General features: G+C 31.1%; 24 protein-coding genes. 21 read left to right on the top strand and 3 right to left on the bottom strand.

Going from position 1 to position 23,619, the window contains the following annotated elements:
- The first annotated feature begins 11 nt into the window (after nt 1-11).
- The 18 genes from trxA to BUC09_RS06070 all read left to right on the top strand — a co-directional run bounded on the left by trxA (nt 12) and on the right by BUC09_RS06070 (nt 16,583).
- Complete coding sequence (gene trxA, locus BUC09_RS05985) at nt 12-710, top strand: thioredoxin (protein ID WP_073309648.1); 699 nt, start codon at nt 12-14, stop codon at nt 708-710.
- A complete protein-coding gene (locus BUC09_RS05990) occupies nt 710-1,384 on the top strand; it encodes a DUF2461 domain-containing protein (protein ID WP_073309650.1) in 675 nt (224 codons plus the stop codon). The genes trxA and BUC09_RS05990 overlap by 1 nt, the downstream gene beginning before the upstream one ends.
- Before the next feature lie 14 nt (nt 1,385-1,398).
- Complete coding sequence (gene murB, locus BUC09_RS05995) at nt 1,399-2,412, top strand: UDP-N-acetylmuramate dehydrogenase (protein WP_073309652.1); 1,014 nt, start codon at nt 1,399-1,401, stop codon at nt 2,410-2,412.
- A 32-nt stretch (nt 2,413-2,444) separates the two neighbouring features.
- Entirely contained in the window at nt 2,445-3,173 is a 729-nt protein-coding gene (locus tag BUC09_RS06000) for a phosphodiester glycosidase family protein (protein ID WP_073309654.1), read from the top strand.
- 104 nt (nt 3,174-3,277) lie between these two features.
- Nucleotides 3,278-3,892: an FMN-binding negative transcriptional regulator gene (locus BUC09_RS06005; protein WP_073309656.1), complete on the top strand. Its 615-nt coding sequence runs from the start codon at nt 3,278-3,280 to the stop codon at nt 3,890-3,892.
- 90 nt (nt 3,893-3,982) lie between these two features.
- Nucleotides 3,983-5,098 carry a glycosyltransferase gene (locus BUC09_RS06010; protein WP_073309658.1) on the top strand — a complete coding sequence of 372 codons (1,116 nt, stop codon included), beginning with the start codon at nt 3,983-3,985 and terminating at the stop codon, nt 5,096-5,098.
- A complete protein-coding gene (locus BUC09_RS06015; RefSeq protein WP_073309660.1) occupies nt 5,089-5,637 on the top strand; it encodes an RNA polymerase sigma factor in 549 nt (182 codons plus the stop codon). The genes BUC09_RS06010 and BUC09_RS06015 overlap by 10 nt, the downstream gene beginning before the upstream one ends.
- On the top strand, nt 5,637-6,413 hold the full coding sequence (locus tag BUC09_RS06020) for a hypothetical protein (protein ID WP_073309662.1): 777 nt from the start codon (nt 5,637-5,639) through the stop codon (nt 6,411-6,413). Before BUC09_RS06015 ends, BUC09_RS06020 begins: the two co-directional genes overlap by 1 nt.
- A gap of 49 nt (nt 6,414-6,462) precedes the next feature.
- Entirely contained in the window at nt 6,463-7,707 is a 1,245-nt protein-coding gene (locus BUC09_RS06025; protein ID WP_073309664.1) for an MFS transporter, read from the top strand.
- Between the two features lie 268 nt (nt 7,708-7,975).
- On the top strand, nt 7,976-8,845 hold the full coding sequence (locus BUC09_RS06030; protein ID WP_073310390.1) for a caspase family protein: 870 nt from the start codon (nt 7,976-7,978) through the stop codon (nt 8,843-8,845).
- A 53-nt stretch (nt 8,846-8,898) separates the two neighbouring features.
- The gene (locus BUC09_RS06035) at nt 8,899-9,861 is read left to right on the top strand and encodes a trypsin-like serine peptidase (protein ID WP_073309666.1); all 963 of its coding nucleotides are present in this window, start codon (nt 8,899-8,901) and stop codon (nt 9,859-9,861) included.
- A 10-nt stretch (nt 9,862-9,871) separates the two neighbouring features.
- Complete coding sequence (locus tag BUC09_RS06040; protein ID WP_073309668.1) at nt 9,872-10,225, top strand: hypothetical protein; 354 nt, start codon at nt 9,872-9,874, stop codon at nt 10,223-10,225.
- A 64-nt stretch (nt 10,226-10,289) separates the two neighbouring features.
- Nucleotides 10,290-11,840: a hypothetical protein gene (locus BUC09_RS06045; protein WP_073309669.1), complete on the top strand. Its 1,551-nt coding sequence runs from the start codon at nt 10,290-10,292 to the stop codon at nt 11,838-11,840.
- A 62-nt stretch (nt 11,841-11,902) separates the two neighbouring features.
- Entirely contained in the window at nt 11,903-13,690 is a 1,788-nt protein-coding gene (locus BUC09_RS06050) for a hypothetical protein (protein WP_143161873.1), read from the top strand.
- A 12-nt stretch (nt 13,691-13,702) separates the two neighbouring features.
- On the top strand, nt 13,703-14,365 hold the full coding sequence (locus tag BUC09_RS06055; RefSeq protein WP_073309673.1) for a hypothetical protein: 663 nt from the start codon (nt 13,703-13,705) through the stop codon (nt 14,363-14,365).
- A 76-nt stretch (nt 14,366-14,441) separates the two neighbouring features.
- Nucleotides 14,442-15,269 carry an N-acetylmuramidase domain-containing protein gene (locus tag BUC09_RS06060; RefSeq protein ID WP_073309675.1) on the top strand — a complete coding sequence of 276 codons (828 nt, stop codon included), beginning with the start codon at nt 14,442-14,444 and terminating at the stop codon, nt 15,267-15,269.
- A gap of 5 nt (nt 15,270-15,274) precedes the next feature.
- Entirely contained in the window at nt 15,275-15,649 is a 375-nt protein-coding gene (locus BUC09_RS06065; protein ID WP_073309677.1) for a hypothetical protein, read from the top strand.
- Nucleotides 15,650-15,767: 118 nt separating this feature from the next.
- Nucleotides 15,768-16,583 (top strand): energy transducer TonB, encoded by an 816-nt coding sequence (locus BUC09_RS06070; RefSeq protein WP_073309679.1) that lies wholly within the window; start codon nt 15,768-15,770, stop codon nt 16,581-16,583.
- A 66-nt stretch (nt 16,584-16,649) separates the two neighbouring features.
- Here BUC09_RS06070 and BUC09_RS06075 read toward each other — a convergent pair whose 3' ends face one another.
- On the bottom strand, nt 16,650-17,441 hold the full coding sequence (locus BUC09_RS06075) for a hypothetical protein (protein ID WP_073309681.1): 792 nt from the start codon (nt 17,439-17,441) through the stop codon (nt 16,650-16,652).
- Nucleotides 17,442-17,673: 232 nt separating this feature from the next.
- Between BUC09_RS06075 and lipA the strand changes: the two genes are divergently transcribed.
- Genes lipA through BUC09_RS06090 form a run of 3 tightly spaced genes read left to right on the top strand, consistent with a single transcriptional unit; the run spans nt 17,674 to nt 21,810 of the window.
- On the top strand, nt 17,674-18,546 hold the full coding sequence (gene lipA, locus BUC09_RS06080) for a lipoyl synthase (protein WP_073309683.1): 873 nt from the start codon (nt 17,674-17,676) through the stop codon (nt 18,544-18,546).
- Nucleotides 18,547-18,570: 24 nt separating this feature from the next.
- Nucleotides 18,571-19,575: a type I glyceraldehyde-3-phosphate dehydrogenase gene (gene gap / locus BUC09_RS06085; protein ID WP_073309685.1), complete on the top strand. Its 1,005-nt coding sequence runs from the start codon at nt 18,571-18,573 to the stop codon at nt 19,573-19,575.
- Between the two features lie 36 nt (nt 19,576-19,611).
- Nucleotides 19,612-21,810 carry a tetratricopeptide repeat-containing hybrid sensor histidine kinase/response regulator gene (locus tag BUC09_RS06090; protein ID WP_073309687.1) on the top strand — a complete coding sequence of 733 codons (2,199 nt, stop codon included), beginning with the start codon at nt 19,612-19,614 and terminating at the stop codon, nt 21,808-21,810.
- Here BUC09_RS06090 and BUC09_RS06095 read toward each other — a convergent pair.
- Entirely contained in the window at nt 21,797-22,609 is an 813-nt protein-coding gene (locus tag BUC09_RS06095) for a purine-nucleoside phosphorylase (RefSeq protein ID WP_073309689.1), read from the bottom strand. The genes BUC09_RS06090 and BUC09_RS06095 overlap by 14 nt on opposite strands.
- The gene (gene lpxK, locus BUC09_RS06100) at nt 22,581-23,612 is read right to left on the bottom strand and encodes a tetraacyldisaccharide 4'-kinase (protein ID WP_073309691.1); all 1,032 of its coding nucleotides are present in this window, start codon (nt 23,610-23,612) and stop codon (nt 22,581-22,583) included. Before lpxK ends, BUC09_RS06095 begins: the two co-directional genes overlap by 29 nt.
- Nucleotides 23,613-23,619 lie beyond the last annotated feature (7 nt).

Below are 23,619 nucleotides of genomic sequence, written 5' to 3' on the forward strand. Positions count from 1 at the left end.
AATTTAACCTCATGAAAAATCTTATATTAACATTTTTATGTACAGCAACAATATCATTTACAAGTTGTAAAGGTCAAGACAAACACAATTACGAAAGTATCGAGCCTAAAGTTTTTGCAGAAAAAATAGCAACAACTAAAAATCCTCAAATTCTTGATGTGAGAACTCCCGAAGAATTTAATTCATTACACTTAGACAATGCAATAAACAACAACATTAATGATGCCGATTTTGACAAAAATTTAAGCAGCTTAGACAAAAACAAACCAGTTTTTGTGTATTGTTTAGCTGGAGCTAGGAGCGCAAAAGCAGCAGCAAAACTTACTGAACAAGGTTTTACTGAAGTTTATAATATGACTGGAGGGATTACTAAATGGAATTCTTCTGGACTTGGAAAACCAGTAAAAAAAGAAGGAGCACTTAGTATGGCTGACTATCAAAAATTAGTTCAAAGCGACAAAAAAGTTTTAATCGATTTTAATGCAGAATGGTGTGGGCCTTGCAAAAAAATGGCTCCATATTTAGCCAAAATGAAGGAAGAATTAAAAAATGATATAGTTATCATTCAAATTGATGTAGATAAAAATCAAGAACTGGCTCAAGAAATGAAAATTGAAGGTTTACCAACTTTAATTTTATACAATAAAGGAAAAGAAGTTTGGAAAAACCTAGGATACATGTCTGAATCTGATTTAAAATCAAAGTTATAATGTGGACGAAGGAAGCAGCTCAATTTCTTGACGATTTGACAAAAAATAATGCTACCGAATGGATGCATGAAAATAAAAAACGTTACGAAGGCTACAAAAAAGATTACAATAATTTAATTGCTTCTGTACTTGAAGCTATGAAACCATTAGATAGTAGCTTAGAACCTCTCGAAGTTAAAAATTGTACGTTCCCTATTAATCGCGACATCCGTTTTTCAAAAGATAAATCTCCATACAAAACCAATATGGGCATTTGGATATCAACCAACCGAAACAGAAAAAATAGCCCTGGTTACTACATTCATTACGAAAAAGGAAGATCATTTATTGCTGGAGGCGTTTGGTGTCCAGAAGCAGATGAATTAAAAAAAATAAGAAAAGAAATCGCTTTCTTTTACGATGATTTAGAAGTAATCATAAACGACAAAGCCTTTAAAAAAGAGTTTGGCGAACTGGATAATGATGATGCTAATAAACTAAAAACAGCACCCAAAGGATATGAACCAAATCATCCAGCAATCGAATTTTTAAAACTCAAAAGTTTTACTTGCTCCCATCCCATTGACGAAAAATTATTTTTTGAAAAGGACTTTGGAAAAAAAATAGCTGAAAAGCTTATCGCTATCAAGCCACTAAATGAATTTTTAAACAGAGCTTTAGAAACTGAAGAATAAAATAGAATACTAAAATGCAAATCCAACATAATTTCTCATTAAAAAAATACAACACTTTTGGAATCGAAGCAAAGGCTAGAGAATTTGTAGCTGTTCACTCTGTAGATGAATTAAAAGAAGTACTTGTAGAGAATTCTTCGAAGAAAAAATTCATTTTAGGAGGAGGAAGTAACATGCTACTTACTCAAGATATTGATGCTTTAGTAATACATGTTGACATCAAAGGAATTCGTATTGCAAAAGAAACTGAAGATTTTGTTTGGATTGAAGCCAATGCTGGCGAAAACTGGCATGAGTTTGTGCTTTGGAATATTGACCATAATTTTGGGGGTCTTGAAAATATGTCACTTATTCCAGGAAATGTAGGTACAACCCCTGTACAGAACATTGGTGCATATGGCGTTGAAATTAAAGACAGCTTTGTTTCTTGTGAAGCAGTAAATATTGAAACTCAAGAGTGCAAAACTTTCGATAAAGAAGAATGTAACTTTGGGTACAGAGAAAGCATTTTTAAACACGAAGCAAAAGACAAATACATCATAACTTCAGTTACTTTTAAGTTAACCAAACAAAATCATAAAATAAATACTTCATACGGAGATATCTTAAAAGAATTAGAAAAAAACAACATCTCTACTCCTACTATCAAAGACGTAAGCAATGCTGTAATTGCTATTCGTCAAAGTAAATTACCAGACCCTAAAGAACTAGGAAATAGTGGAAGTTTTTTTAAGAACCCAATCATTTCACGCGATCATTTTGAAAAAGTAAAAGCTTTATTCCCAGATGTAAAACATTATGATGTTTCTTCTGAACAAGTTAAAGTCCCTGCTGGATGGCTTATAGAGCAAGCAGGTTTTAAAGGCATTAGAGTTGGCGATGCTGGCGTTCACAAAAATCAAGCTTTGGTCTTAGTAAATTACGGAAACGCGACTGGACAAGAAATATTAAGTCTTTCAAAAGAAATTCAAAAGACTATTTTAGACAAATATACCATAGCAATTGAAGCAGAGGTAAATGTAATCTAGTTTAATTGTCAACTAACTCTAACGATTTCTAAATGACGAAAAAAGTAGCCATCATATTTTTAATTCTAATTTCGTCAATTTTATTCGGCTTTTATATTCAACCAAAAAATATAAAAATTGACGATGAACGTTTTATTACTTATACTATTAATCCTAAGAAACTAAATGTAGAATTTTATTGGAAAAACGAAAAGGGTGAGAATTTTAAAAATATTGAAAACCTAAAACTTTGGCTGGAACAACGAAAAAAAACACTTGTTTTTGGAACAAATGGTGGGATGTATAAAAAAAACAATTCTCCACAAGGACTTTACATTGAAAATAAGATTCAAAAAGCTGAAATTGACACAACAAATGGTAATGGCAATTTTTATCTAAAACCTAACGGAGTTTTCTATATAAAGACTGATAAAACAATAAATATTTGCTTAACCAATGATTTCGTTAATGATGGTAAAATAAAATACGCAACACAGTCAGGACCTATGTTAGTGATTAACGGAAAAATTCTTTCTGCATTTAAAAAGAATTCAACAAACTTAAATATCCGAAATGGAGTTGGAGTTTTACCAAATAATGAAATAATGTTTGTGATGTCAAAAAAAGAAATAAACTTCTATGAGTTTGCAGAATATTTCAAAAACAATGGTTGCAAAAACGCTTTATATTTAGATGGATTTGTTTCACGAACTTATTTACCTGAAAAAAATTGGATACAAACTGATGGTAATTTTGGAGTAATAATTGGAGTGACAAAATAAATCATTGAAATAATTAATAGCAATTTGATTAATTCCCTCAACTTTTTACAAGTTGTAAAAATATAAAGACATATCTTTTATATCATTCTAAAATCTAAAATTTTATGTACATCCCTGATTTATACAAAAATGAAAACCAAATAGAAATTGAACAATTTCTAACTAACAATGGATTTGCAATTTTAATAAATCAAACAAATGGTAGATCTTGGGGTACACATACACCACTAGTTCTTGAAAAAACTATTGATGGCAAATCTATTTTGACTGGCCATATTTCAAAAGAAAACCCACAAGCTGAAAATTTCAAGGAAGGAGAAGAAATCCTAGCAATTTTTAACGGACCTCACTCATACATTTCCTCTTCTTGGTATGACCATGAAAATGTTCCTACATGGAATTATATTGCAGTACATGTCTATGGAAAATTAAGATTATTATCTTTTGACGAAACTATTGAATCCCTTAAGAAATTAGTCAATAAGTACGAAAAAAACGAAGAAAACCCTGTTAAAGTAGAAAACTTATCTGCAAAAACAATGCTTCAAGCTAGAGGAATTGTCGCATTTGAAATTGAAATTACCGAGGTACAAGCTAAAAGAAAACTATCACAAAATCGAGATGACAAAAATCACCAGAATATTATAAATCATCTTGAAAATTCACAAGACCATGATTCGATTAACATCGCTTCAGAGATGAAAAAAGATAGAAGTTAAAGATTTAAATTTTAAGCTAGAATTCTGTTATTATTCAATTGCTAATTGTCAATTAATAATTACATTTGCACCTTAATTCTAAAATACTTTATGGAGCTATTTTTACTCGTAATTTTTTATTTCTTTATTTCTATTGTATTAATCCAAACAGTGTACTATTTGTTCATTTTTGGAAAATTTTCTTTTGGAAAAATTGAAAAAAACACTCCAAAACACATTCCTGTTTCAGTAATTGTTTGTGCAAAAAACGAGGAGAAAAATATCCAAAAATACCTTCCTTTATTAATCAATCAAAATTATCACAATTTTGAAATTGTAATCATAGATGATGCCTCTTCTGACGACACTCGAGATTTAATTGAAAATTTCCAAATTCAGCATCCTAACTTAATCAAACTTGTAAAAGTAGAAAATAATGAAGCTTTTTGGGGCAATAAAAAATTTGCCTTAACTCTTGGTATAAAAGCTGCTTCAAAAGAATATTTATTATTTACAGATGCTGATTGTTATCCTAATTCAGACAATTGGATTGCAGAAATGACATCACATTTTACACTTCACAAAACATTTGTTTTAGGATATGGTGCCTATGAAAAAGAACCAGGATTTTTAAATAAATTAATTCGTTTTGAAACACTACTTACTGCAGTACAATATTTTTCTTGGGCAAAAATAGGAAGACCATACATGGGAGTAGGTCGCAATTTAGCATATAAAAAAGAAGAGTTTTTTAACGTAAATGGATTTATTCATCACATGAAATTACGTTCTGGAGATGATGATTTATTTATAAATGAAGCTGCTAAAGGGCATAAAACAACTATTTCTGCAAATCCTGAAGGATTCACTTATTCTAAAGCTAAAGAAACTTTTGGAGATTGGATTATGCAAAAAAGAAGACATGTTTCTACAGCGAAGCATTATAAAAGTTTCGATAAACTTCAGTTAGGCTTGTTCTTTTTATCACAACTTTTATTTTTCATTCTTCCAATACCTTTATTAGCATTCCAATTCCAATGGATAATAATAGTATCACTTATTGCGTTCAGATATTTGATTACTTGGTTATCTTTAGGATATTCTGCTAGTAAACTCGAAGAGAAAGATGTCATGTATTGGTATCCTATTCTAGAATTAATTCTTATATTAATACAAATTAATGTGTTTATTAAAAACATATTTTCAAAACCATATACTTGGAAATAAAAAAACATATTGAAAAAGCTGTTTTGGGAGACCAAGTAGCTTTTACTTTCCTACTCGACAGATACTGGAATGAGGTTTACGGCTTTATGCTACAGCGAACAGAAAATGAAACTGACGCAGAAGATATTACTATCGAAACTTTCTCAAAGGCTTTTGATAAAATTTCAACATACAATCCCGAATATCAATTCAATACTTGGTTAATTGCAATTGCAAAGAATGTTCACATTGATTTGTTGAGAAAGAAAAAATCATCACTATTCATAGACATTACAGATGAAGAAGATGATATCGCTTATACTGTTGCTGATTCCTCCCCTTCTGCCGAAGATAAATTAATAACGGAACAAAACTTAAACAGACTTTTACAGTACATTAAAGAACTAAAGCCTGCTTATCAGGAAGTAATTCAGATGCGCTATTTTCAGGAAATGAGCTATCAAGAAATTGCTGATGAACTTGATGAACCACTTAACAACATCAAAGTAAAGCTATTGAGAGCAAAAAAACTTCTTGCAGAAATCATCTCAAGTAAGTAATGAAAAAGAATAAAAACAAATATCTTAAACCAAAAACAAATTCATTACTAAAAACTGATTTTTACAAAAATTCACTCATTATTTTAGCTTGTGCTTTTGGCATCTATCTTTTAAGGAACGAAAGTGGCCCACTTCGCTATTTAGTAGTTGGATTAATGTTATTATTACTTTATAAACTGATCTTTTTAATTCAATCTGCACCTGAAATTGTTGAAGAGTTTTTTCCACCTAAAGTAAAATTTGAAATAAACACAAAACCAATTGATCAATTTATATATAAAAGCTCAAATTATTTTTTTGGTCTCTCTTTAGTTCTTATTCTTTTTCAAATTAGAAGAATTGACAATACCATACATGGAATTAATTTATTTTTCAAGTTTGGATTATATGGTGCTTTATTTGGATTTATAGTATTATATATTCTAAAATTAATAAGCCCTACCATATATGATACTGGTAATAGACGCTTTGCAATTACATTCATTTCTATTGTTGGTTTTTTTCTTGTTACTGCTGCTACTGCAAGTTTTGTAAATTATAATTTTCCAAAAGAAAAACCTAAATCATCTACATATCTCATTAAAAGAAAATCACTTGGTGGGAAAAGAAATAATGACCATTTGTTGTTTATAGAATTCTATAAAAATGATGAGGAACGAATTGAGGTTTCAGAAAATGAATACAATACGGTTAAAGAGGGAGAAAAAGTAAATCTAACGACTCAAAAAGGATATTTTGGTTATGAAACAATTATAGATATAAAATCAATAAATTAAATTTTAAATCTTATAAAAATTTCTGTAGGTTTGGCAAAAAACCAAACTAATGCAAAACTTTTCCAACCAAGAAAAAATAAAACACCTATTATCATTACCCGTTATCGTGGCCGCTCTTGGCTATTTTGTTGACATATACGATTTACTTTTATTTGGAATTGTTCGTGTACCAAGCCTTAAAGATTTAGGGCTAAACCCTGATACTTCAGGAACATTAATCATGAATTTTCAAATGATTGGTTTATTACTAGGAGGTATTTTATGGGGAGTTCTTGGTGATAAAAAAGGAAGACTTTCTGTACTATTTGGTTCTATAATTGTATATTCATTGGCCAACATAGCTTGTGGCTTTTTACCTCAATTTCCAATAGAAGACAAAACAACCATTTATGCCGTTTTACGATTCATTGCGGGGATTGGTCTAGCAGGCGAATTAGGCGCTGGTATAACACTAGTCTCGGAATCTCTTCCCAAGGAACTTAGAGCAATAGGTACATCTATAGTTGCAGGATTCGGTTTAATGGGAGCAGTTGTTGCTCAATTAACAGTAGAATTAGCTGGAAGCTGGACTACAGCCTATTTCATTGGAGGAACGCTAGGATTATTATTACTATTACTACGTGTTGGAGTTGTAGAATCCGGGATTTATAAAGATATTGAGAAAAAAGAAACTGTTTCAAAAGGTAATTTCTTATCCTTTTTTACAAATGGCGAAAGGCTAGTTCGCTACTTAAAATGCATTGCCATAGGATTACCAACTTGGTTTTGCATAGGCATCTTAGCTGTAATGGCTAATCAGTTTGCACCAGCCTTAGGGATAAAAAATATAGTTCCTGGTAAAGCTATTATGTGGGGTTATGTTGGAATTTCGATAGGAGATTTTGCCAGTGGATTTATTTCGCATTGGTTAAAATCAAGAAAAAAAGCAATTTTTTATATGATGCTTTTTACAATCATTGGAGTTGCTTTAATGCTTTATGGAGGAACAAATACTGAGAGTATGTATTATTTCTACTGTGCTTGGTTAGGATTAGGAACAGGTTACTGGGCAATGTTTGTTACAGTTGCTTCTGAACAATTTGGAACCAATATTAGAAGTACTGCTACAACCACAGTTCCCAATATGGTAAGAGGTCTACTTCCTTTAATGCTTTTAGGTTTCGATTTTTTCAAAAAAAGTAACGGAGTAATACTTTCTTCAACAATAGTAGGAGCAATAGCATTTGCATTAGGAATCTATTCAACATTAACTATAAAAGAAACCCATGATAAAGATCTTGATTTTATCGAATAGATAAACTTAGATATAAACGATCTATATTCTTTAAGCCTATGTGTAAACACACATAGGCTTTTTTGTTTTTAACTATTTGTATCCATCACTAAAATTAGTGATTTAAAAAAGGAAATACCCCTTTCTAATTCCAACCTTTTCCTATTTAAAAATTGGTAAAAACCCTCTATCAAAATGGGCCATTTCTCTGACAACTATAATGTCAGATATAAGCAATTTTACATCAAGAAATTTCACAAAAATTAATCAACAATTTAACAACAAATATATGGCTAAGAAAGCAGTAATTATAGGAATAAACGACTACGCTCCAATAGGCGCTGGAGGTCCCGACTTAAATGGTTGCATAGCAGATGCACGTGATATGGCTAATACATTAGTTATATGCGGATTTCAACCCACTAACATCAGAATTTTAACAAATCAAAATGCTACAAAAAACAATATCATCACTTATATAAAATGGTTACTAACTGGAAATAAAGCTGGAGATTCATTAGTGCTTTATTACTCAGGCCATGGAACAAGAGTGGCTAATATAGGAACAGATCTTGAATTAGACGGTTTAGACGAAGCTGTATGTCCTCACGATTATGCAACAGCAGGAGTTATAAGAGACGATGAATTCAAAAATCTTTTTAAAGGAAAAGTACGAAAAGGAGTAAGTTTTGATGTTTTCTTTGACTGCTGTCACTCTGGATCAGGAACCAGAAAAATGAATCTTAGCGGCATTGATGGAATGTTTGCAAATGAAACTCCAAGGTTTATCCCTCCTATGCTTGAAGATGAATTTTACTTCAATTTCTCGAAAAGCATCGAAACTAAATCATCCACAAAAGAAGCCTCATCTGAAGAAGCAACAACTACAACTAAATCATTAAACAAAGTCCCTGAAATGAATCATGTTCTTTGGGCTGGTTGTATGGACAATCAAGTATCAATGGAAGGTGACTTTTCAGGCATGACAAGAGGATATTTCACTTACAACTTATGTAAAGTCCTTAGAGCGACAAGCGGTAACATTACTAGAGAACTTCTTGACTCTCAAATAGCAAACGCTCTTTCAGCTATGGGTGCGGCACAAATTAATCAAACCGAAGGTAAATCAGCTAAGCTAAAACTAAAAATATTCGAATAGCGGTGGAATCCGAAAAGCCATAAAAGAGTAGGAAAAATTAAAAATCAAATAAAATGACAACTAACAAAAAAGACAAACCCATGTTGCAAGATGAGGTTAAAAATTTAAAACCTATCAAAGCAAAAAGAAAAATTGAGTTCGATGAAGATGGAAAACAGCGAATTGAAGCTATTGGTGTAAAATCATTAGAAAAAGGAGCTAGAGGTTTAATGGAACAAACACCATTTTGTCCTGACCACTTAGATCAAGATTTCAATCCAAAAGTGGATAAAGCGGGAGCTAAAACTCCAATTTTCATTGACAGAACTACATTTATGCAACCAGAAGGAAGCAGAACCATTTTTGGAGCAGATAACAGAACTGTATATAATTCAACAGCCTACCCTTGGGGATGTGTAGGTAGAGTTGAAACTGCTCTAGGAATAGGAAGTGGCGCCATGATTGGACCAAGACATATATTAACTTGTGCGCATGTTATCGATTTTAAAAGCGATGGATCAACAGGTTGGGTAAAATTTTCTCCTATGTACTACAATGGACCAAATCCAACTTTTGGTACTGCAAATGGTATCAAAACTTACTATAAGTATAAAGTTAAAGGATCTGACGGTATAAACTCTACAGAAGCGCAGTACGATTATGTTGTAGTTGTGTTAGATAGAAATATTGGAAATCAAACAGGTTGGTTTGGTGCAAAAGCTTACACAGATTCTTGGGATGGCTTAGCTTCATGGACTCATGCAGGATATCCAATGGATAAGACTGGTGCTCAAAGACCAACATATCAAAACAATATTGCTTTAGATGGAGATGCATTAACAACAGATGCTCATGAAGCAATTTATCACCAAGGTGACATATGGCCGGGACAAAGCGGTGGACCATTTTGGGGATATTGGTCGGGAACACCTTATGTAGTAGCTGTACAAAGCTGGCAAAACGCATCTAAAAATGGAGCCAGTGGCGGATCTGACTTACTAGACTTAGTAAATAAGGCTAGGACTGAATATCCTTAATTAAATCAAAATGGAAAATGATAAGACAATTGAAGAAATCTTCAAAGATGTCACAGATATTAATAGACTTCAGTATCTAAAAGAAAAACTTGGTCAAGTTAAAAAAGATAAAAATGGAGCTTCAAACATTTACCCTTCTTCAAAATTCGCCAAATATTTAGAGCACAAGGATAACTATTTAAATCTATCCAATAAACTAAATACTTTAAAGGAGAAAGTTGAAAATGGAGAGATAGATGCAATGACTGAGATGAACTTTTCTGGTGCATCTCATATCAAAAAAGTTGAAAATGCTCTTAAACTATGGTCAACAATTGGATATAAAAATGAAGTCGAGAAAATAATATCTGAAAGTTTAAAATAAATAAAATAAGGCGTATACCGAAAAGCCTTAAAAAGAGTAGGAACAAACTAAAAAAAATAATATTATGCCAAATTTCACACCAATGCCTGATGAAAAAGATTTTTTAAATTATCTATTAGGCGATGTTTTTAAAAAAATGACTAACGGCGGAGACGCTAAAATGTTAGGCCCAAACAACTTTATTGCTTGGGAACCTGTACCTGTAGTCATGGACCCAGAAGCTTTTGATTATGCTTTAAAAGGTTTTTTTGGAGCTACTCCAAAATTAGAAAACATGTCAGACGAAGAATATGAAGATGCAAGAAGCTCAAAAAAATACAGCAAATTTGCTTATGCAGAAGAATTTGCTAGAATAGCAGATCAAATTCCAAGTATGATTCCAGAAATAGATCCAGCTTCTGGAGCTAGAAAGTTCACAATTTTTAGCCCGCATCCTGATCATACAAAATCAAACGTATATAGTGATGTATTGGATTACTGTGTGGTTAAAAATTCAAAAATTGACCCTAAAGTTGAAAAGAAATTAGAAACTTTAAGAAAACAAATTGTTACTATTAAAAAGTTGGCAAACCCTGATTTTGATGAATCTGTTGTTGAACACCCAGAAGATAATCCAAAATTCATCTATCAATCTTTTCCATCTCCACAGTATGTAAAGTATTTAGAATATGAAGCACTTTACTATGAAGCAGAAGACAAATTAACAGATCTTCAAAAAAGAGTATCTGATGGAGATAGCGAAGCGATGACTGAAATGGCAATTAACGGCCGTAATTACATCAAAAGAAGAGATGATGCCTTAAAACGTTGGGAAGGTATCGGTTATAAAGGGAAAATTGAAAAAGCCTTGAATTATATCGATGAAATTGAAAGCAGTAATTTCATTACGATTAAAAAGCGTTATGAGTCGGAACTTTTAGCAGCAAAAAGAACTGGCTTAGGAGGTATGAATACTTATTACTTCTCTCAACCTGTACCAGCAAGTACTTTAGCTAATTCAACAAAATGGTTAGAGTATAAATTTAGCAAAAGTGATTATGAATCAAACTACAAAAGTACTGCACACAGCTGGAGTGCTGCTGCAAGTTTTGCAGGAATGGTTAATGTTGGCGGAGCTGGAAAACATAAAAGAATAGATTCATCTTATGACTTTAACCAATTCGAAATGTCATTTAAAATAGGAAAATGTTATGTATCAAGCCCATGGTTTGGTAGTACATTCCTTAAATCACGTTATTGGAAATACTCAAAAAATGGAGCTGAAATCCTTAACAACCAAATGATTAGCGACGGTAATGGCAAAGGATTATTACCTGCAGTTACTACAGAATTATACTTTATTTCTGACTTAAAAATTGGTTTCAAAAAAGGTTCTGACTCTTACAAAAAAGCAGAAGACGAAGTAAAAGCTGGAGCTCATTTAGCAATAGGTCCTTTTATGTTTGGAGGTACTTATGGTTATGAAGATACTCGTATAAACAGAACCGGAAAAAGAGAGCAACAAGGCTTATCTTCAGGTGGAATACTACTATTAGGTAGAAAATGTAACATCTTAGAATTGTCACCTAATCCACTTCCATCAATTAAAGATGATGAATGGGTAGAAGTTAACTAATTCATTTTTAAGCCAAACACTTTAAGGTGTTTGGCTTTTTAAACAATCAAAAAACTATAAAAATGAAATACTATATCGCACTATACCAAAAACTAAAAGATACTTATTTGTCTATTAATTCTAATGAGAATGATTTACCCTTAATATGTCCATCGTTAACTATGTATTCTAAGGAAGAATTAGAATTACTAAAACCACAAAGTCAAATTACAGACAAAAACATTATAGGTGAATCTCTGTTAAAGAAAGAACAAGTTTCTAATGAACTAAACTCTATTCCTACGTCATCATCAAATTGGAGCGTGAATCCACAAAACATTTTATCGGAAGTTTATAAAAATATTTTGGAAAACATTCAACCAATAGGGCTTCAAGATGAGTTTGTAAAATTAGATGTAAACGATTCAGCTGTTTTATTTGACTCAAAACAAAAACCGACTAAAGAATATAAAGCTTATTTAAAACATCTTGAATTGTATGAAAAAAGTCTTGATACCATTCAAGAACATTTATTAGAATTTGGCTCCCTGTCTACAGACTCTGAAAAAACTTCTTGGGAAGAAAAACTAGTTGTTTTAAAATCAAAAGCCAAGTTGGCTTATGCTGAATTAGAAGTAAAAGGTTATAAAAATGTAGTTGAAAAAGCAATTAATGATATTAACAATAATACCGAATTAGAAAAATATTTAAGTCTATTAGAATCGACAAAATCAATTTTTGACATCACTAAAAAAACAGGCGTAGAAACACTCGCTTCATATCATAATATAGATTTTAGTCCATATGATTTCATGGTAAATGAGTCTGGATGGAACAATTTAAAAATTGACAAAAAAGAATTAGACGAACTTTATCTAAAAGCAAAACAATCTTCTGTAGGTATTCCTGAAGAAATTTTATCACTTGAATATGACGAAAAATACATCAAAGGCATCGAACTTGATTATTCATTCGTCCATTTAAAAAGAAGTTGGTTTAACAAAGAAATATTCAATGAAAAATTTTTCTCTCATACAAACGAAAAGAAAATTTCTGACGGACAAACTATTTCTAATGATTTTCAGCTTTCTGCTTTCCCTAAAATAATGATTTTAATGAAAAACTTGAAAGTAGATTTAGAAACAAACATTGAAAATCAAGTTATTGCCATTAATAACATGATTCACTTTGGGCCTTTAGTTTTAAAAAATCAAATGTTTGTAAATAGACAAAACAATACAAACTTTTTAAAAGTTGTAACAAATAAAGAGACAATTCGATCAAATCAATTGCAATATTTAACGCGAAAATCTGAAAACACAAGTCTAGAAATCCAAAAAACAGAAACTAAAGAAACAACTATAACTAATCCCGTAATTAGACGTACTTCTGCTATAAATACTGCTAGCATGAGGATTCTTAACTCTCCAAAAACCAATATCATTAAACCAGTCGAGGCAAAACCAGTTGCAGCAAGACCTATTGGTACAATATTACATGTAAACACAACATTACTTACTCCAATAATCGCAACTTTTCCAATTGTAGGCGCAAACACAACTTTCATAGTAAATGATTCAGTAAGTAAAAGTGGAGTATATAAATGTTCCATTTCAATTAAAGGAAAAGAAGGAAATAACATAGTACGTGAAATAGAAACAAATCAAGAAGGAAAAATTACAACTCATCTACCTGTTGGCAAATACAATATTGATCTAAAGTGTGATTTCTATACTTCTAAAACTATCGAAATAAACATTGAAAACAATAATCCAATTAATTTGAATTATGAGCTTTCAAGAGATATTGTCGAATATAAATCATATTTTTTAATTGGAATGATTTGTGAAAAAATGCCTTTAATTAATTAAATCCAAAAAATCATGTTAAGTAGCACAGAAACAAGATGGTTTTTAAACAAAATCAGTTCCAAAGAGATTGAAAATTGGTTTAATGCAAAAGGGGTATTTTTCAAAAGTGAGGATTTTTTTCCAAGACAAGATTATTATTTAAAACAATTAGATAAAAACTTAGGAGTAAAAATAAGAGAACCTAAAAAAGATGAAAATGGAAATCTGAAAACTCAATTAGAAATTAAAATATTATCTAATGACAATGGTGCAACCAAATTCAACAATGGCAATAATGGTTATGTGAATTCTTGGAAAAAATTCAGTTTTAGTCTTGTCTCTAACGAAGCTGAAATGTCTAAAATCATTAACTCATTTATAGAGAATTCAAACTATTCAAATGATTGGATTAAAATTGATAAGGATAGATTGCTTTTAAAATTCAATACCAAAAGCGAGTTATTGGTTTCTCCAGACTCAATAATAGATGAAGGCGCAGGAATTGAGCTTACCAAATTAAAAATTAATGAAACTGTATATTTTAGTTTAGGTATTGAGGCCTTTTCTACAACTAATAAAGAACTAGAAAACTTTAATGCAACCAGTAATTTTCTATTTAATGATCTAAAAATTGCAGGATTAGATAAAGAAGATTCTTTAACCTATCCCGAAAAATTAATTAGCATTTTAAAATGAATAAAACAAAACCACTCAATAATCCTCCCTAGTCTTTAAGATAGGAAGGTTTTATAACAATCCTAAATAAGAAAAAATGAAAACAATACAATACAACGTTAAATGTCCTGAAGTCAGAATCCTTTGTGAATTGTTGAATAATTTAGGCTATCAACTCACAGTATCAGATTCTTTCACTGCTGCAGTGGATGTAGCTGTTAGAGAATTTCAGCTCAAAAACAAACTAATTGCCGATGGTATAGTTGGCATCAAAACATGGTCTAAATTATACGAATTACAACCTAACTTGATTGATTACAATGGCAAATTTCTATCAGAACAAGATTTAATCGATTTTTCTAATTTATATAATGTAGATTTAGCAGCCGTTAAAGCAGTAAATCAGGTTGAAAGCTCAGGAAAAGGTTTTCTTTTAAGCGGAAGACCTAAAATCCTTTTTGAAGGTCATATTTTTTGGAAAGAATTAGAATCTAGAGGTATAAATCCAAATAATTTAGTACGAGGAAATGAGGATATTTTATATCCAAAATGGACAAAAAATTACTATCAAGGAGGAGAAGGAGAATACACAAGACTTCAAAAAGCCATAAGCATTATTCCTACAAGTCATAGTCCCGAAGCCGCTTATGCTTCAGCTTCTTGGGGTTGTTTCCAAATTATGGGATTTCATGCGACAAAATTAGGATACAGCTCTATAACTGAATTTGGTGAAAAAATGCACATTTCAGAAAGAGAGCATTTAATTGCATTAGGAAGATTTCTTGAGGTCCATTCAGCAAATTTAATAGCGTTACTTCAACAAAAAAACTGGGATAGATTTGCTTACTATTATAATGGTACTGGTTATAAATCAAATAAGTATGATGAAAAATTAGCTGCTGCTTACCGAAAATATTCAAACTAATCATTATGGAAAATTTAATTCTAGAAATGACCAATTTATTAACCAATAAAAAATTGGTTTATGAAAATGTAGAAAGCGACAGAGATTATTCAGGCGGTGGCTGGTATAACGATGTTAAGTTTTGCCTAACTCTTTACGATGATAAAAGTTTTGAGGCTAAAAAAGAAACTTTTACAAGTGTTACTGGTGGTGGACTTTCATTACCAAGAGAATCACGAGAAGTAAAATACGGTTATTGGAATATTCAATATGAATTTCCAAACTTATATTTAGTTCTCAAATACCAAAATGGTGAACAAGAATTTTTAGAAACAAAATCTTTAGGAACTGGTTTACAAAGAGTTGGAAACAAAACTTGGAATCGTTATCGCTTAGAGTAAAATTATTTTGTTAATTTTTAAAGATATTTTTATTAAAAATAATTTTTTGGCACAGTTTTTTCATTCATTTAATTAAATCGATGAAAAATTATTAATTAACCATAAAAACCAAGAAATTATGTCTAAACTAAACATTACCAAAGACGAATGGCTAGAACTCGTTTTTGAAGGAAAAAACAAAGAGTATGGTGCTTATCAACTAAGAAAAGAGGACGGCGCAACAACTACAAAAGCTTTTTTTACAGCTTTAGTATTTGTTAGTGCTCTAGTAGCACTCCCAATTTTATTGAGCTCTTTTGGTGAAAAACCAACTCCAGAAACTATCTATATTGATGATCCAGAATTAGTACTTCATAGAATTGATTTACCTAAAATAGAGGAACCAAAAGTAACAGCTCCTCCAAAAACAAAAGCACAGCCTCCTATTAAAACTGAAACATTAGTTAACCCAACTGTTGTAAAAGCTGAGGAAGCTCCAGATGTAGATTTTACTAAACCTGAAGATGTAGGAAAACCAAATACCGAAAACACTAATACTAATGGTAACACTTCGGGAACGGGAACAAATACAAATTCCGTAGTTACAAATCCATCTATTGAACCTGCTGATGATGGAGGTAACAAAATTGAAACAATGGTTGAGAAAAATCCTAATTTCCCAGGCGGAATTAATGAGTTTTTGAAATTAGTAGGAAATAGATTTGCTGTACCTGAATTAGATGAAGAAAGAACGTTAAAAGTTATTGTATTCTTCGTTGTAGAAAAAGACGGTACTCTATCAAACATAACAGTTCCAAGAAGTCCTGGTTATGGTTTAGACAAAGAAGCCATAAGAGTTTTGAAATCTATTAAAACAAAATGGGAACCTGGAATTTTAAGAGGAAACCCTGTTAGAACTCAATATTCTTTACCAATTGTTGTAAAAACACAATAAAAAAATCGATACTAAATAAAAAAGCCATTCTTTTCGAATTGAATTGAATGGCTTTATTTATTTATTTTATTCAGACCAATAAGTTAAATTAACGATAATTACTCCTTCAGAATTTTCTAAACTCTCTGACAAAGTAACATCACTAGAAGAAGTCCCACTCCAATAACCATCATAAGAATCGAATCTATAAGTTCCTCCTGGTAAGTTTTCAAAACAATTCCCATCTTGATTCGTTGGATAAATATATTCACCAGTAGTTAAGTTTTGGGCCCAAAAACCATGTAAATCACTTCCTGAAACTGGATTCCCTTGGTAATCTGCAGTTTGTACGCAAACATTAAATAACTTAATTGTTTGTTTTAAAGACTGGATCGCATTAATAACCTCAACTGCTTTATTATCTTGAGCATTTAGCACATTCGTTACTTGTGACAAATAGTTAAGTGTTGCATTATTGTTATTATTACTCAATGCTTCTTCAATTTGATATGTAAGACCAATCAATTCATCATTCAAATTAATTAAATCAGCTGTCAAAGTATTGATCGCTTGTGTTGTAAAAGAAATAACAGAAACATCCTTAGCTTCGTTTACAAAATAATCCGTATCATCAACATTGTTTTGTACTGTATTTACTTGTTCAAACATTTTATTATTAAACAATACAGCATTTGGATTACCAATTATCACAATTTCTTTAGTCAATTGATTTACTGCATTTTTAGCAGCAATCACGCCATCTCTAATATTTCCTTCTGATTGGATTGCAGAATTTAAATGCTGTTGAGCATTTTGAGCATTGGCTTGACCAAAAGCTAAAATTGTCATTACAATGACTGAGAAAATAATTTTCTTCATAATTAAAAAGTATTAAAATTCTTACAAATTTAAAAATTATTGTTAGAATCACTCTTAATTTATAGTTATGAATACATGAAATAATAATTACATCAAAAACTCAACCCTGTTAACTCCTTATATCTGGTGTTAATAAAATCTCTAATATTAAAAGTCAAAAAAATCATAAATATCTACCCATAACTTAATAATATTCATTCTTTACGTATCTTTGCTAGGCAAAAATGGTTTTATGGAAACGGCAACAACTTCAAATATATTACCAGTAGGAAAACCAAAATGGTTAAAAGTAAAACTTCCTATTGGAGAGAAATACACAGAACTTAGAGGATTAGTAGATAAATACAAATTAAACACAATTTGTACCTCAGGAAGTTGTCCTAACATGGGAGAATGTTGGGGAGAAGGTACAGCTACATTTATGATTTTAGGTAATATTTGTACTCGATCATGTGGTTTTTGTGGCGTTAAAACTGGAAGACCTGAAGATGTAGAATGGGATGAACCAGAAAAAGTAGCACGATCAATTAAAATCATGAAAATCAAACACGCTGTTATTACAAGTGTAGATCGTGATGATTTAAAAGATATGGGATCAATTATTTGGGCAGAAACTGTAAAAGCAATCCGAAGAATGAATCCTGAAACTACTTTAGAAACATTAATTCCTGATTTTCAAGGAGTAGAAAGAATCATTGACCGTATAGTAGAAGTTAGTCCAGAAGTTGTTTCACACAATATGGAAACGGTACGCAGACTAACTAGAGAAGTACGTATTCAAGCAAAATATGATCGTAGCTTAGCAGTTTTAAAATACCTAAAAGAAAAAGGTATTAGAAGAACAAAATCAGGCATCATGTTAGGTCTGGGTGAAACCGAAGAGGAAGTAATTCAAACGATGAAAGATTTACGTGAAGCTAATGTTGACATTGTTACCATAGGTCAATATCTTCAACCAAGTAAAAAACACTTACCTGTAAAAGAATATATTACTCCAGAACAATTTGCAAAATACGAGCAAATAGGAAAAGAATTAGGTTTTCGCCATGTAGAAAGCGGAGCTTTAGTTCGCTCTTCTTACCATGCTCAAAAACATATTCTTTAATTCCTTTACGAGCTTAACAAAGTAATGAGTCAAAAAACCAGAATTGCAATAAACGGATTTGGAAGAATTGGTAGAAATTTATTCCGCTTACTTTTAAACCATCCTACAATTGAAGTAATAGCTATCAATGATATTGCAGACAATAAAACGATGGCGCATTTACTCAAATATGATAGCATTCACGGAATTCTTCCAAATGAAATTAGTTATAATGACAATTCAATTCTAGTAGACAATAAAAGCTTTCTTTTTTTTCATGAAAGGGAAATTTCAAAACTAAACTGGAAAGATTTATCCATTGATTTTGTTGTAGAAGCCACTGGAAAGTTTTTAAAATATCAATTAGCAGAAGAACATCTTAAGTCTGGAGCAAAAAAAGTAATTTTATCTGCACCACCAGAAGATGATTCTGTAAAAACAGTTGTTTTAGGAGTAAATGAGCATATTTTAGATGGAGATGAACTAATTGTTTCTAACGCAAGTTGCACTACAAACAATGCTGCTCCAATGATAAAAGTGATTCAAGAGCTTTGTGGCATCGAACAAGCATACATTACAACTGTTCACTCCTACACTACCGATCAAAGTTTACACGACCAACCTCATAAAGATTTAAGAAGAGCAAGAGGAGCTGCACAATCAATAGTACCTACAACTACTGGAGCTGCAAAAGCACTAAATAAAATTTTTCCTGAATTAAATAATAAAATGGGGGGCTGCGGAATAAGAGTCCCAGTTCCTGATGGCTCACTTACTGACATTACTTTTAATGTCACAAAAGAGGTTTCTATTGAAGAAATTAACCTAGCCTTCAAGAAAGCTTCTGAAACAAATTTAAAAGGAATTTTAGACTATACAGAAGACCCAATTGTATCTGTAGATATACTAGGAAACAAGCATTCTTGTCTGTTCGATTCACAACTAACTTCAGTTATTGACAAAATGGTAAAAGTGGTGGGTTGGTACGATAATGAAATAGGTTATTCATCCCGAATTATTGACTTAATAGCTCATATTGATAAAAAATAGTTATATTTAGGGAGTTTTTTTGAAACCTCTAATGATTTGAAACAGCTTTTAGTTTTTTTCTTTTTATTTTTTCAATTTTTAGGATTTACACAGGAGACAACTGTTAAATCTTCAAAGATAGACAGCTCTTTTTTTTATATCTCTGAAGCCAATATTTACAAAAAAGAAAGAATATTTGACAAAGCTTTAGAATACGCTAACAAAGCAATTGTTTACTCTGATAAAAAACGCAATAATTTCTCATTAGCTAATGGTTACCAAACTTTAGGAATTATTTTTTATGATTTCAAAAAGTATGATTTAGCTATTGAAAAACTATTGAGATCGGTAGCAATTTATAATTCTTTAGAACCTACATCTGAACTAGCTCTTTCTTACTACAACTTAGGAATGTGCTTTATGAATAAGGCAAATTATTCAAGAGCAGAATCATATTTTGATAAATCAACTGCCATTTATCAAAGTTTAGACTTATCTAATGCTAAAAACATGGTTCAGCTTCAAAAAGCACTTTTATATCTTGAGAAAAAAGAAGATGCTATTGCTGAAAAAACTTTTGAAGAACTCACTAGACTTCCAAAGGATAAAAATATCTTTGAAATGCAATCTGAAGCATTTTATCAATTAGGAAACCTAAAAGCTAAACAAGACATTAATAATTTAGCACTAAATTATCTTACAAGAGGATATGAAATAAGTGTTAATGATAAAAATCTTGAACAACAATTAAAATTTTGCAAATACCTAAGTGAGATTTATGAGAAAATTGGAGACTCTAAAAATTCTTTAATTTACTTAAAAACCTACACAAAACTTAAAGATTCTATACAATCTATTTCAAGAAGTAAAGAGCAAAATTTTGTTTCAGAAAGAGCTAAGGTAAATGACATTATGAAGTCAATGGAAAAGCTCGACAAAGAAAATAAAGAAAAAGAAAAAGAAGGAAAGTTCTCTAAACTAATCAACATTTTAAGTATCGCGCTAATCACAATTTTATCATTGTTGAGTCTATCTTTATACAAAAACAACATCATTAGAAATAAATCAAACGAACTACTTCGAGATAAAAACAATGAATTAGAAATTGCTAAAGAGAGAATGGAAAAAGCCTCAAAAGCAAGAGCTGAATTCCTTTCTACAGTAAGTCATGAACTTAGAACACCTCTTAATGCAATAAATGGTATTTCTCATATTTTACTTGAAGATAAGCCAAAAGCCAGTCAAATAGAGTACCTAAAATCATTAAAATTTTCAGGCAACTATTTACTTACTTATATTAACGAAATACTTGAAATTAATAGGATAGAATCTAACAATATTGAAATTGAACAAATCAATTTTAATTTTAAAGAACTTCTTCACAACATTCAAAATTCATTGAAAGAACAAGCAAGTCAAAACAACAATGAATTTAAACTCGAAATTGCTAAAGAAGTCCCAGAAAACCTGATTGGAGATCCCACAAAACTATCTCAGATTTTCATCAATCTAATCAACAATGCTCTAAAATTCACTCACAATGGAACGATAACAGTAAAAGCTTATGTTATTCATAAAAGTGAGGACGATTGTAGCTTAAAATTTGAAGTTGCTGATACTGGTATTGGAATCCCTAAAGACAAACAAGAAAGTATTTTTGAAAGTTTTTCACAAGGGTCTGTAGAGATTAATAGAAAATATGGAGGAACTGGTCTTGGATTAACTATTGTTAGAAGGTTAGTTTCATTGATGGGTGGAAAAATAGCTGTAGAAAGTGAAGTAAATAAAGGTTCCACATTTTTATTTTCTCTAGACTTTAAAATAGGAGAAGAAACAGTTCCTGTTAACACCAACTTAGTTTTAGACGATACAATATTTATAAATAAAAGAGTTCTTTTAGTAGAAGACAACAAAATCAATCAAATGATTACTAAAAAAATTCTAGAGAAAAAACGCATGCTTTGTGAGCTTTGTGAAACTGGAGAAGATGCAATTCTTAAATTGAAAGAGAATAAGTATGATTTAGTATTAATGGATGTCCATTTGCCAGGAATAAATGGTACAATTGCTACTGAAGAAATCAGAAAATTTGACACTAAAACTCCTATTATTGCGCTAACTGCTATTTCATTAGATGAAAATAGAGATATGTTAATGTCTTTTGGGATGAATGATGTAATCACTAAACCATTTAATCCCGATAACCTTTACAAGGTTATCGAGACAAATTTATTGATTGAGACTAATATTGCGTAATTAGTTCTTTTATAAGTTTACGAACATTAGGTTCAGCTTCTCTCGCTGCTTCCAGAACCTCTTCGTGTGAAATAGTATCAATACTTTCTTCATTACCCATATCAGTAATTACAGAAATTCCAAAAGTTTCAAGCTCCATATGACGAGCAACTATAACTTCAGGAACTGTAGACATTCCTACACAATCACCACCTAGAAGTCGTACCATTCTATATTCTGCTAAAGTCTCAAAAGTTGGCCCTTGAATTCCTAAATAAACACCATCTTCAACTGTGATATCTAATTCAGATGCAATCTCTTTGGCTTTTGCCATCATTTTTCGGCTGTAAGGCTCACTCATATTGACAAATCTTGGACCAAAACGCAAATCGTTTTTACCTCTTAATGGATGATCTGGCATAAAATTAATATGATCCTTAATAATTACAATTGAGCCTACTTTGTAGTTTTGATTTACTCCTCCAGAAGCATTTGAAACCATTAATTTTTCAACTCCAAGATGTTTCATTACTCTCACTGGGAAAGTAACTTCTTTCATAGTGTATCCTTCATAATAGTGAAAACGTCCTTGCATCGCAACAACATTTTTACCATTCACAGTCCCAAAAACCAATGCCCCTTTATGTCCATCGACGGTCGAGACAGGAAAATTAGGAATTTCATTATATGGCAATATAAATTCAATTTCCATGTCATCAGTAAATCCACCAAGACCCGAACCTAAAATAACACCATACTCTGGAGAGAAACTTGTTCTATTTTGAATGTAATCAACTGTTTCTTGTACTTGCTCCCACATACTCTAAAATCTTTTTATCAAATTCATTACTACTAGTTACAAACGAAGACTTAATGGGTAAATAATACAATTGACTTATTGGTAATTTGCCTTTCAATCTCACAAAATCCTTCTCGGTTGTAACGATTTTTCTTCCATTTGCTGTTTCAAGAATCTCCTTGATATCTTTTTCGTAAAAATTATGATGATCCGGAAATACCATAGCTGATTTTTTGACAGCCTGCAAATATGCAAAAAAAGGTTCGGGTTTTGCAATCCCCGAAACAACTATTTTATCAACAACTTGAAATTCTTTTAAACTTATTTTTTCATTTTCAGAATAAACATATTCTTCATAATCTATATAACTAAAGAAAACTGGAATATCTTTTTCCAAATAACTTCTTATTTTACTTTTAATTTCTTCTTGTTTGTCTGATGATATGTTAGTTGGGCATTTAGTAACCACAATAACATCTGCCCTATTAACACCTGATCTCACTTCTCTCAAATTGCCAGTGGGAAGCATAAAATCCTTATAAAATAAATCATCAAAAGCAGTAAGCATGATGTAAAAACCTGCTCTAACTTTTCTATGCTGAAATGCATCATCTAACAAAATAATATCAGGCTTTTGACTTTGGGATAACAACTGTTCAATTCCATTTACACGATTAGCATCAACAGCCACTTTTATTTGAGGAAATTTTTGAAAAAACTGAAACGGTTCATCTCCAAGTATTTCACTAGTCGCATTAGAGTCCCCTAAAACAAATCCTTTAGATTTGCGCTTATATCCACGACTTAAAGTTGCTACATTATATTTATCAGAAAGTAATCTAATTAAATATTCAATTTGAGGGGTTTTCCCTGTTCCTCCCACACTCAAATTTCCCACCGCTATCACTGGCAAAGAAAATGCTTGTGATTTTAAAATTCCTGTATCAAACAAAAAATTCCTGATACTGGTAATCCAACCATAAAGTATAGCAAAAGGGAAAAGTATTTTACGTAACAAATTCATACTACGA

The sequence above is a fragment of the Flavobacterium terrae genome, assembly GCF_900142035.1.
Classification (GTDB): domain Bacteria; phylum Bacteroidota; class Bacteroidia; order Flavobacteriales; family Flavobacteriaceae; genus Flavobacterium; species Flavobacterium terrae.